Raw genomic sequence first — 12,683 nt, forward strand, 5'->3', positions numbered from 1 at the left:
GATTATTTCACCACCTTAGATTTTGAATCATTATTTTCTTGCTCTGTTAACACTTCAATGTTTGCTTCTGTATCAAGATTTGTTGCCATTACAGCTTTGGCACTTTTTTTATCTCTTCGTTTCGTTAGTACTTTATACATTTTTTCTGTTAATGGTAGCCCTATAAAGATACTTGCATATAACCCCGTAACAGATGTTAATAAGTTACTGGCCCCGGAAAAAGCTGTTATGGTATCAGCCATATCGGGAAATGCAGCAACTAGTGGTCCAAGTGAAGCAGCTGTCATACTGCCACTCCCAACTCCAGTCGCCATGGCAAATGAATAGGGATGAAGCGGGAGCGTAGTTGCTAAGAAACCCGAAGCTAATCCGATAAAGATGGATCCAAATACAGTTCCGAATATATACATGGACATGACGCCACGTCCTTCTGGAGAAGAAAGGCCAAATTTATCAGTAATTAAGGCTAAATTCCCTTCTCGACCAATGGAGTGAGTCATACCAATACTTTCTCTTTTCAATCCCAAAAAAACAGCAACAGGAAGTGCTAGTAAAATAGTACCCAAGTTCCCAAGTTCTTGGAGAATCAGAGCGGGCCCTGCTGATATTAATTGAGGTAGAGCGGGTCCTGCTTGAACGCCAAACTTTGCAATAAGTAAAGTGAGTGTAATATAAACGAGTGTCTCAGCATTTTCCGACTGTTTTTTGGTCACAACCGGAGTAAAATAAATGGCAATACCAATAATCACTGCATAAAGCATCGGAAGCAATAAAATAATTCCCATACCGACGGATATACTATGCTGTCCAATCAATTCCGTCACAATCACGATTGCTAGTACGACAAGATGCAAACGCCAATCCTTCCATAAACCAAATGCTTTTCCCTCCATAGACATGGCTCCTTTATATGAGAATTCGAATCCTTCCTATACTTGTACCTCTTTTGCATGGACTTGCATATATTCCAAAGTTGCTTGTCCAAGAATTTTGGCTGCGATTAATAGTGCTCGCTCATCAATATCGAATTTCGGGTGATGGTGTGGATAGGAAACTTCCCACTCAGGGTTTCGTGCACCTGTAAAGAAGAAAGTTCCTTTTACCTTTTGTAAGTAATAGGAGTAATCTTCACCGCCCATAACTGGATCTGTTTCTTTTACAGCCGTGACTCCTGGGATTTTCTTCGCTATATCTGCAACGAATTCCGTCTCTTCTTTATGGTTAACAAGTGTTGGATAACCGCGCGTATAGTTGAATTCATAACCTGCTCCAGCTGTTTCACATACGCCTTTAACGACTCTCTCCATCTCTTCTTCCATAAATGCACGCGTCTCTTCTTTAAAAGTCCTAACCGTTCCAAGCATCTCGGCATGGTCGGCAATCACATTGTATGGATTTGCCGCTACAAAGGAGGTAACGGATAACACGGCGGCATCTAATGGATCGATTTTGCGACTGACAATTTGGTTTAAACTATTGATCAGTTGACTACCGACCGCAATGCTATCGATCGTTTGCTGTGGATAGGCACCATGCCCCCCACGCCCTTGTATGCGAATCGTAAACATATCCGGTGCTGCTTGAAGAGCACCCGTACGATAACCGATTTCACCTAATGGCGCTTGTGCCTGTAAGTGTGTACCAAAAATCACATCGACACCATCTAGACAGCCATCTTCAATCATCGAAATGGCACCGCCAGGAGGTAATTCTTCTGCATGCTGATGAAGAAATACAACCGTTCCGGATAGCTCTGCCTTCATTTTATTTAATACCTTTGCCAAGCCTAAAAGAGTGGCCGTATGTCCGTCATGACCACATGCATGCATGACACCTTCCTTTTTAGACTTATAAGGGACGTCCGTTTGTTCAACAATCGGCAGCGCATCAAAATCGGCACGTATTGCGACTGTAGGGCCTGGCTGATCCCCCTTTAAATAAGCAAGCACACCATTCCCACCAACACCCGTTCGCGTTTCATGCCCTAATTTTTTATGAAAATCAGCAATATATTCTGCTGTTTTCGCCTCTTTAAATGACAATTCCGGATACTGGTGCAGGTGACGGCGTATTTCCACAATCTCCTCATAAACCTCATCTAAACGATCAAACAATTTTTGCATACTATTATCCTCCTTTTATCTGAACTAGATTTATTCATGAATTAATGATTTCTCCATCATTTCTGCTAATACTTCATAGACGGCAGATGAATCCAAATTCCCTTTTCCTTTGTTTCTGCCTAAAGTAAAAAGCTGATGCGTCATCTCACTGACTAAAGTAGAAACTTGATGATCCTCCGCAAGATTTCGATATAGGTGAATATCTTTAGTCATATTGGCTAACGAAAATTTCACATTTCCAAATGACTGATCCAGGATATTGACACCGAAAACATCCATAGCTCGGGTTTGTCCACTACCTTTTTGCAGGATCGAGGCAAGCTTTTCTTTCGAAACTCCTGCTTTTTCGCCTGTTAAAAATGCTTCACTCACTAGGGAGATAACGCCCGCAACCACCATGTTGTGACAAAGCTTTACCGTTTGGCCAGCGCCACTTTCACCTAAATATTCAATGTGCTTTCCTATTGCTTTCAGTACGGGGAGGATTTCGTCCAGTTTCTCCTCATTTCCGCCAATCATGATGGTAAGCGTTCCATTATTCGCACCATCTGGCCCGCCACTTAAAGGACAATCGTAAAATTCAACTCCCCTGGCTTGAGCCATTTCATGTATCTGCCTTGTGAGATTCACATCATTTGTGCTCATGTCGAGAATGAATTTACCTTGGTTCATTCGGTAAAGAACTCCCCTATCCTCATTTAAGACAATCTCTTTAACTAGCTCAGGGGATGTTAACGATAAAATGAGATAATCAACCTGACTCGCTAATTCTTCAGGTTTTGAAGCAGCGACTGCTCCATGATTGACTAAATTTCTAACGGCATCCTCATTAATGTCATAGACAAAGACGTCGTAGTTATTTTTCAATAGATTTTTAGCGATTCCACTTCCCATTAAACCGCAGCCAATGACACCGACTGTTGCCATACAAAGCCCCCCTTCTATACCTTAATGTAAACCGTCTTATATTCAGTCCAGAATTCTAATGCTGTGGAGCCCTGTTCACGTGGGCCTAGACTCGAAGCTTTTTTCCCACCAAAAGGATATTGATTTTCAAAATAGTTGGAAGGGATATTCACATGTGTCACACCCGTTTCGATATGTTTTACAAAGTGCATGGCCTTTGCTAAATCCTTCGTATAGATGGTAGAAGATAAGCCAAATTCACTATCATTTGCTACTTCCAGCGCTTCTTCATAGGAATCTACTTCAATAACCGCAATCACTGGTGCAAAAATTTCTTCCCGGAATATTCTCATTTCCGAGTTCACATGACTAAAAACAGTCGGTGCCAAGAAATAACCTTTATCCTTGCCATTATCCACCAATCGTTTTCCACCACATTCGAGCACAGCCCCATCTTGAATGGAATCGTGGATATGCTCTAAATACAAATTCAATTGATTTTCATCAATGATCGGTCCATTATCGGCATTTTCATCAAAGCCATCTCCCACGGTTAAGGATTCCGCCGCCTCTACTAATCTAGCAATCACCTCTTTGGAAATCGCTCTTGGGACAATCAATCTGCTTGTTCCGGTACAGCGTTGTCCATTATCAAAAAAGCCGCTGATGACAACATTTTTAATTGTTTCATCCAGATCAGCATCTTCAAGGATGATGGATGCATTCTTTCCTCCCATTTCTGCTTGTATCTTCCCTCCACGATTTGTTACAGCCCTTCCCAATGCCAAGCCTACTTCTGTTGAACCGGTAAATGAAACAGCTTTAATCTTTGGCTGATTCCCAATTGCTTGTCCTATTACGCCACCTGGTCCTGTTACCATATTGATGACACCTTTGGGTACACCTGCTTTTTCAAACAGCTCTATAATTTTTATACTGATGAGCGACGTATTACTAGCCGGTTTAAAAACTACTGTATTTCCTGCCACAATGGCCGGCGCTATTTTCCAGATTCCTATCCCGAGCGGAAAATTGTAAGGAGCGATGACACCAACAACCCCTAAAGGTTCTCTCACTGTATAGCCAAAAATATTTGGATCATTTGACGGGATGGTTTCACCCGTTAAACGTGTTGCTTCACCGCTAAATTGTTTCATTGCTTCGATTGTTTTCTGAACTTCACCCAAAGAATTTTTATATGTTTTTCCTACTTCTTTTGTGATAATTGTAGCGAGTTCTTCCTTTTGTTCTTCCAATAAGTTAATGAGTTTGAACAATACTTCTCCACGCTCGGGTACTGCCACCTTCGACCATGTTTTAAAAGCTTTCTCAGCCACTTCTACCGCTACTTCAACATCTCTCTGGTCGGATTTTTGAAAATAACCAAGTATATGATCTGCGTTTGCGGGATTAATGCTTGTATACAGCTCGCCTGAACTTGCTTGAACCCATTCACCATCAATGTAATTGAAATATGTTTCGGTCATTCAACAATCACCTCACAACTTTTTAAATAATTTTAATATTCAAAATTATAAAAATAAATGTGGCAAGTCACAAAAATAGTAATTACTCTTTGTGACTTGCCACATATAATTGAGTAGCGATAACGATATCCACCCACTCTTTTTCACAATTCAAATCAATCTGTAAAATCTCTTCAATTTTCTTTAGGCGATAATACAGCGTATTCCCGTGAATATGTAACTCGTTAGCAGTACCTTTATGGTTTTTATTATTATTTATAAAACATAGTAACGTTTCGACTAATACGTAGTCTGTTTTTAATAGCTTTCCAATCTTATCCTGAATGAAGATCTCTTTTCTTTGGGGTTCAATCTCATGAAAAAGCCGTTCCATACCAAGTTTGGCATACTCAACAATCCGGGATGCCTTTGTCACTTTTGCATAATGAATGGACTGGATGGCTTCATTATAAGATATAGAAAATTGCGGTATACTTGTTTTCCTTCCAATACCAACCAGAATTTCTTTCTTCTTACCCGCAACAGCCTCAATCCCATTAATGATTTGTTGCAGTTGATATTCTTTCATATCTGGAAGGACGACAATCAGTTGAAAGGTATTCGTGACAATAAAGCTATTCCCACAAATAGTTTTAAGCATATTTTCAATAGAAAGAACCAGCCACTGTTTATCTTTTAATTTATTTTGATCCCATAATGTTTTGACCGAGCCCTCTATGATAATACATTGAAGATCGTTTACTTCATTCCACTGTAAATAATGCAGGATCCTTTTTTGATCATAGTTGGTTAGACCATTTAATAGCTGATTAAAGATTTCATGTCGTAATTGAAATTCTTGTTCAAGCAAGGCACTATCTTTCGTCAACTCAAGTGCGATGGCAGAACAAGCATGTTCAATAATTAATTGTTCAAATTCAGGAAAAGTTTCAAAGGGTCGCGCCAGCTCTAATACCCCAAGAATTTCATGACCACGCACAATGGGATAATCATTGCTATTCTGATGATAACTATTCGTTTCGTGATGAACGACTTTAGAGCCTATCAAACTTTCCAATAATTGAAGAATACGACCAATCCCTTCTCCCTCTATGATGTATTGATAAAACTTTTTATGAATGGAAATCGTGTTGGATAACATTTCATTCTTTTGCAGTAAATTATGATAAACCCGAGAGTGTTCAAGCGCAATGGCACTCTGATCGGCAATGATTTGAATGACCTCTAAATCCGCACGGGAAAAGACGCCATCCTGACTAAAGTTATCCACCATAAGCACCCCAAGACAAGTATCCTGATAGATAATCGGCACACAAAAGGCGCTTTTGATTTTTTTCCGCAGGACCCCCTCAAAATAATATTGATAGTTTCTTTCGGACATATTGCTCATATAAGTATCGATCTCTTGTTCCGATTTAAACAACTTGGCCTTTTTTTCTAAAAACACTTTCCCCGTAATCGATTCGCCCGGTGAAAGGACCAACTTTTTTAGTGGTTCAATCTCCACCCCAATGGCCTCTGACAATTGGAGCTTTCCCGTGAATTCATCATACAAATAGATCATAAACGTATCTGTCACGGTAACCAACTCACTGGCAGCAGTAATTAAATTTTTTAATACCTCTTCTAATTGCAAGGACTGCGTTAACATCTTATTGATTTCTAGCAATTTTTTGGCTTTAGAGAGTGTGAGAAAAGAGTAATCATTCTCTTGGCAGATATTCATGGGAATCACCTCGATCATACGTTAATAGGTTTCTACTAGGCTATTTTCATTTAGAATAGAGAGTTATGATTAGTTTAACATAAGAAATATTTAATTTTCTAAAAATTAAGTATTTTAAACACGTAGTATTTGAATTACTTAAATTTCAATTATTTATTTCCTTCAAATCTATGACCATAATTGGTTCTTGACCTCTTGTAGAATATGAATCAAATCCTACTTGATCATAGAAGGAGACTAATTTACTTATAAAATATAAAAAAACACCTAAACGTTGTCTTTACGGATAAAATGAAGTGCTCCCTGTCAAGTAGACAGGGTAAATAATAAAAATGGTTTATGCGGCTTGAGCTCTGTATTCTAAGGGGCTCAAGCCATTTAATTTTTCTTGGTAACGTTCATTGTTATAGAACGAAATGTATGTATCAATTGCTGTTTTTAATTCTTCATACGTCTCATATTTATGTAAATAGTACTTCTCTACTTTTAATGTGCCCCAAAATGCTTCAATGGGTCCGTTATCAATGCAACGCCCTACTCTTGACATGCTATGACGCATCTCAGCTGTTTCCATAATTTGTTTAAAATGTTTTGATGTATATTGATATCCACGATCACTATGTAATAAGGGAAACTCTTCGAGTTTCAAACTTTGAATTGCCGGTATAACGGTATTAAACACTAACTGATTATTATTAGAATGTCCTAATTTATAGCTCACAATTGACTTATCATATAGATCAATAATTGCACTTAAATACGCCTTTCTACCGTTACCATACTTAAATTCAGTCACATCTGTACACCATTTTTGATTTGGTTCTTTAGCTGTAAATTCACGTGCTAATAGATTTTCTGAAACATAATCTGGCTTAACCTTACGATATCGTTTTGATTTACGACGAATAACCGCTTCTATGCCACAAATCTGCATTAATCGGTAAATACGCTTCTTATTGAATTTTGTTAATCCTTCTTTTTCCCGTTGTCGATTAATTGTCATCGTTATGCGGCGATAACCATAGATCCCATCTACTTGTTTATATAAATTTTTAATCAATTCAACTAGCTTTTGATTTTCGACTTCTCGTTCTGAAAGTTGGCGATTTAACCATTTGTAATATGCTGCACGTGATACTGCAGCTATTTCGCACAGTAAAACAACAGCTAAGTTTTCTTTCTCTGCTATTTCTTGAATCGCCTTATAACGGCTTTGAATACGTATCTTACTTAACGACGCCTCCTTTCTATTTCCTCTAACTTTTTTAAGTATAGATTTTCTGCACGTAATCTTTCATTTTCTCGTTCTATCTGTTGAATTTTTAAACGATATTCATCTTCAAGTGTACGTTCTTCAACTGGTTTCGTTCGCCCACGGCGATCCATTAATGTTTGTTCGCCATTATCTTCAAATTTCTTCACCCATTGATAAACTTGTTGATAAGATACCTTGTATTTTACTGCTGTTTCTTGATAATTCTTTCCATTCGCTATGCAAGCTTTTGCGATTTCAATACGTTCTCCAACTGTCGTTTTTCTTCCTTTAGTCATAGGTTGGCTCATTCCTCTACCCGAATCTTTTAATTCACTATGACTAGTATACTTTTTAATCCAGTTCCTTAAAACGGTTGTACCAGAAAGTCTATATTTTCTCACTGTCTCTCTTAATGAAAGTCCTCCTGAAATATAATCTTGAACCGCAGCTAATTTTAATTCTCTAGGATAGTTATTATGATTTTTGAGCTTTTCGAGACCGTCTTCTCCAAAGAAATGATAATTACTTTGCCAATCTTTAATTGTTCTAGAATCAACTTTATATAATCTAGCGACTTCATTAAGTGTAAAGTAGCTATTATTATAAAAATTTAAAATCTCTAATTTTTCTTCTTTTGAAAAGTGATATTTTTTCATAAAAAAACTCCCAAATAGATTAAACAGATTTTATTTTTTCATCTGTCTACCTATTGGGGAGCATATCAAAATCCGTTTCTCAACGTAAGGTGTTTTTAATTGTTCTCAATTTATGGGGTCAGTGAGAAGCTGTTTCAAAAACATCCATTCCAACAGTGTTGGTTTTATATACCTACTGATAGATATTTTGTTTCTAAGTAGGGCTCAATTCCTTCAGAGCCACCTTCACGGCCAACACCAGAGTCTTTCATGCCGCCAAATGGAATATGTGCTCCAGACGGCGCGCCATCATTCCAGCCGATGATTCCGTATTGCAAGTTTTCACTTAAATATAAACCATCTTTATAATTTTCTGTAAAGAAGTACGCTGCTAAGCCATATGGTGAGTCATTGGCAATCGTAACAGCTTCTTCCAATGTCGAGAATGTTACAACAGGAATAACAGGTCCAAATGTTTCTTCATGCATGATTTTCGCATCCAATGGTATGTCTGTGATAACTGTTGGCAAAACAAAGTAATATCCTTTTTCATCGTCTGTGTCGTAGCTATTCCCGCAAGCCAAAGTTGCACCACGGTTTACCGCATCTTCAATCTGGTCCTTTATTTTGACAAAGCCCTTCTTATTGATGATTGGTCCAACATTTACACTTGGATCAAAGCCATTGCCTACTTTTAGTGTCTTTACTTTATCAACTAAAAGCTTTGTAAACTCCTCCACGATGTCATCATGTACAATTAAACGGTTTGGAGATACACAAGTTTGACCTGCATTGCGGAATTTAGCTGTGACTGTTTGCTCTACAGCTAAGTTTAAATCTGCATCCTTTGCAACAATAATCGGTGCGTGTCCACCTAATTCCATCGTTACATGCTTTACGGTTTGTGCACTTTGCTGCATCAGCAATTTTCCAACTGGTGTAGAACCCGTGAAAGTGATTTTGCGAATGGCTTTATGCGACGTAAAAATTTCTCCTACTTTCGGTCCTTCATTTAACACGTATTGTAATGCATCTTCCGGAATGCCTACACTATGTGCCAATTCAATCAAGCGAATCGTTGTCAACGGTGTTTCTTCAGCTGGTTTAACGACAAATGTACAGCCCGCTGCCAATGCAGGTGCAGCTTTACGTGTCATCATGGCTGCCGGGAAATTCCATGGTGTGATGGCCGCTACTAAACCAATCGGCTCTTTTGTCACAGTAATACGCTTGTTTGGCACATGTGCAGGCACTGTACGTCCATATATACGTTTCGCTTCTTCCGCATACCAATCGATATAACTAACAGCGTAATCGACTTCACCCAGAGCTTCCGGTAATGGTTTCCCATTTTCAAGCGTAATTAATTCGCCGATTTCTTGACGATTTTCACGAATACATTTTGCCCAGCTGTTTAATAACTGTGCGCGTTCATGTGCACTACGTTTCTTCCACGATTTAAATGCGGCTGCTGCAGCTTCAATTTTTGTTACAATGGCTTCTTCTGTATCGTATTGCAGCGTATGAATTAACTCCCCATTTGCAGGGTTATTGACGTAAACAAGCTGAGTCATCTCTTATTTCCCCCCATAGTTTGCAAATGCATCATCTAAAATCGCTAAACCTTGAGCTAATTCTTCATCTGTAATGACTAATGGTGTCAAGAAACGGATCACATTTCCTTTAATACCTGCAGTTAGTAATAATAAACCGTTCGCATTCGCGTATTGTGCAATTGCAGTAGCTGCCTCTTTATTTGGCACTTTGTTGTCGCCAACCAACTCAACGGCAACCATTGAACCTAAACGACGAATATCGCCAATATAGCTATATTTTGCTTTGTAAGTTTCTAAGTGTGCCTCCAACTTAGCACCGATTACTTCCGATGCTGCACATAGGTTTTCTTCTTCGATAATATCAATCACTGCAAGCGCTGCTTCACATGCTACTGGACTTCCCGCATATGTTCCACCTAATTCACCTGGTGTTGATACTTCCATAATTTCTTTACGGCCAACTACACCACTTAAAGGCAACCCAGCGGCTAAAGATTTCGACACCGTCATCAAGTCTGGTACGACATCAAATTGCTCGATAGCAAATAAAGAACCTGTACGTCCGAAACCAGTTTGAATTTCATCTGCAATCAAGATGATATCGTTTTCTTTACAGAACTTCGCAACGGCTTGTACGAATTTTTTCGGTGGTACGATGAAACCACCTTCCCCTTGTACTGGTTCCATTACAACACATGCAACCATTTCTGGTGCGATTGTTGATACGAAGAAATCATGGAACTGCTCGATGATGAAATCTACATATTGCTCATCTGTCAGCCCTTCCGGTTTACGATATAAATATGGGAATGGTGCTTTATAAATTTCCGGAGCAAATGGACCAAACTCAAATTTATAAGGTTTTACTTTCGAAGTCATGCCCATTGTTAAGTTTGTACGGCCATGATAGCCGTTTGTAAACGAGACAATCCCTTGTTTCTTTGTATACTTACGTGCAATTTTCACCGCATTTTCTACTGCTTCTGCGCCGGAGTTTAATAAGATTACTTGTTTCTCATGTGTACCTGGTGTAATTTCTACCAATTTTTCCGCTAGTTTAATATACGAATCATACAACATCACATTGAAGCCAGGGTGTAAAAACTTTTCCACTTGAGCTTGTACTGCCGCTACTACCTTTGGGTGACTATGACCAACATTCAATGTACCGATTGCAGATGCGAAATCGATCCACGTATTACCTTCCGTGTCGATAATTGTAGAGCCTTTCGCTTCTCTTGCTACAGCCAAACAGCCATTGCTTACGCCTTGTACTACGTATTCTTTACGTTTGTTTACAATTTCAACTGCAGTGTTTTCTTTAATCATCATCATTTTCCCCTTTGCAAATGCTGTATTTGTTATACTTAGTATCAGTTTTTTTGGTTCACAAAAAAAGGTCCAACTTTTATAAAAAAAGGTACCAGTTTTCTTCATTCTTGATTTTTTATATAATCTAATCAGTAAATAGTTTTTTAAGGGGGCTTTTACATGATTCGCATTGATTTTACATCTGATCATCGTTTTATCTATCAACAAATTTATAGTCAGCTACGAAAACAAATTTTACAAAACGAACTGCGTGCACATAGTAAGCTCCCTTCCAAACGAGAGCTTGCAGAAATTTTAAATGTCAGTATCAACTCTGTAAAAACCGCCTACGAACAGTTAATGGAAGAAGGCTATATTTATACAATCGAACGAGTTGGCTATTATGTAGAAGAAATTCAAGAATTTAAACTAGCAGTGAATACGCAGCAAACCTTCCCGGCAAATCTGAAGGAAAAAGAGGAGACACGAAAAGGTTGGTTGTCGTTGTCACATATGAACACAAATCCACAGCTTTTCCCATTTAAAAAATGGTTATCGTGCCAGGCAAAAATATATGAAACTTATATTTCTTCGCTAGGAGATATGCCACATGCGCAAGGCCCCTATATGTTACGCCAAAGTATTGCAGAGATGCTGTATCGAACGCGCGGCATTACATGTGAACCAGAGCAAATCGTCTTGCATGCAACGAGCCAAGGCTTATTGGAGCGAATTATTTATATGCAGCAAGGGAAAACGTTTGCGACCGAAAATCCTGGCTATGCACGCTATCATCATTTATTAAAGCGGGCCAACATCAATACACATTTAATCCAGCTCGATGCACAAGGCATTGACGTAGAATATTTAACAAAAACAAATGCCGATATCGTCATTACAACACCCTCGCACCAATTTCCAACAGGGATTATTATGCCTATTTCAAGGCGAATTGAATTATTAAACTGGGCAGCAGCGTCGGAAGAACGTTATATTATTGAGGATGATTATGATAGTGAATATAAATATCAAACAGATAACATTCCTGCGCTACAAAGTTTGGACTATAATCAAAAAGTCATTTATATGGGGACTTTTTCAAAGACACTCTTGCCAGGCATTCGTATAAGCTATATGGTACTTCCGCCAAAATGGTTAACATTATACAAAGAACATTTCTCTTTGGAAATTCAACCAGCCAATATACTTGCCCTTTATACGTTACAGGAATTTATTGATAGCGGCCTGCTAGAAAAGCATGTACGTAAAATGACAAAGCATTATGAAACGATTCGCACCCTGCTCATCCAGCAGCTCCATGAACAATTAGGGGAATCTATTGTGATCCATGACATACCGGCAGGACTGCATTTTTTAGTGGAAATTTTTACAGAAAAAAGTTATGCCACAATTGAAGAACAAGCGATTTTACATAAACTTGAACTCTATACTCTGAAGCGTTTTTCATTAAATACGCTTCCTCTGATTAAAAAAAATCGTTCGATTATTATCGGCTTTGCCAATATTGCGCCTGAAGAGATTCCAAATGCTGTTGAAAGGCTAAAAAACGTTCTGTTGCATTAGCATCTGCCAAACTTCACTAGGATGTTTACATCTGTGTTATCCGTCGATTAAAGCATAAAGTTTACCGCAAAATAAAAACGGCTATTTAGCACGCAAAAGC

General features: G+C 38.5%; 9 protein-coding genes. 1 reads left to right on the plus strand and 8 read right to left on the minus strand.

The window, feature by feature from the left end:
- Positions 1-2: 2 nt before the first annotated feature.
- The 8 genes from C1N55_RS15775 to gabT all read right to left on the minus strand — a co-directional run bounded on the left by C1N55_RS15775 (position 3) and on the right by gabT (position 11,017).
- Positions 3-893 carry a DUF3100 domain-containing protein gene (locus C1N55_RS15775; protein ID WP_137729698.1) on the minus strand — a complete coding sequence of 297 codons (891 nt, stop codon included), beginning with the start codon at positions 891-893 and terminating at the stop codon, positions 3-5.
- Between the two features lie 36 nt (positions 894-929).
- Entirely contained in the window at positions 930-2,123 is a 1,194-nt protein-coding gene (locus tag C1N55_RS15780) for a M20 family metallopeptidase (protein WP_137729699.1), read from the minus strand.
- Between the two features lie 30 nt (positions 2,124-2,153).
- On the minus strand, positions 2,154-3,050 hold the full coding sequence (locus C1N55_RS15785) for an NAD(P)-dependent oxidoreductase (protein WP_137729700.1): 897 nt from the start codon (positions 3,048-3,050) through the stop codon (positions 2,154-2,156).
- Positions 3,051-3,064: 14 nt separating this feature from the next.
- A complete protein-coding gene (locus tag C1N55_RS15790; RefSeq protein ID WP_137729701.1) occupies positions 3,065-4,516 on the minus strand; it encodes an aldehyde dehydrogenase family protein in 1,452 nt (483 codons plus the stop codon).
- An 82-nt stretch (positions 4,517-4,598) separates the two neighbouring features.
- Positions 4,599-6,260: a helix-turn-helix domain-containing protein gene (locus tag C1N55_RS15795; RefSeq protein ID WP_137729702.1), complete on the minus strand. Its 1,662-nt coding sequence runs from the start codon at positions 6,258-6,260 to the stop codon at positions 4,599-4,601.
- A gap of 319 nt (positions 6,261-6,579) precedes the next feature.
- Positions 6,580-8,153 (minus strand): IS3 family transposase gene (locus tag C1N55_RS15800; RefSeq protein ID WP_137729259.1). Its coding sequence is split into 2 segments (ribosomal slippage): positions 6,580-7,514 and positions 7,514-8,153, totalling 1,575 coding nucleotides; the frame shifts between segments, so codons are not numbered across the junction.
- 164 nt (positions 8,154-8,317) lie between these two features.
- Positions 8,318-9,706, minus strand: a complete 1,389-nt coding sequence (locus C1N55_RS15805; protein ID WP_137729703.1) for an NAD-dependent succinate-semialdehyde dehydrogenase — start codon at positions 9,704-9,706, stop codon at positions 8,318-8,320.
- Positions 9,707-9,709: 3 nt separating this feature from the next.
- Positions 9,710-11,017, minus strand: coding sequence for a 4-aminobutyrate--2-oxoglutarate transaminase (gene gabT, locus C1N55_RS15810; protein ID WP_240758316.1), 1,308 nt, complete (start codon positions 11,015-11,017; stop codon positions 9,710-9,712).
- A gap of 162 nt (positions 11,018-11,179) precedes the next feature.
- Here gabT and C1N55_RS15815 point away from each other — a divergent pair, with 162 nt between their 5' ends.
- On the plus strand, positions 11,180-12,583 hold the full coding sequence (locus C1N55_RS15815) for a MocR-like transcriptional regulator GabR (protein WP_137729705.1): 1,404 nt from the start codon (positions 11,180-11,182) through the stop codon (positions 12,581-12,583).
- Positions 12,584-12,683: the final 100 nt, after the last annotated feature.

The sequence above is a fragment of the Lysinibacillus sp. SGAir0095 genome, assembly GCF_005491425.1.
Lineage (GTDB): Bacteria > Bacillota > Bacilli > Bacillales_A > Planococcaceae > Ureibacillus.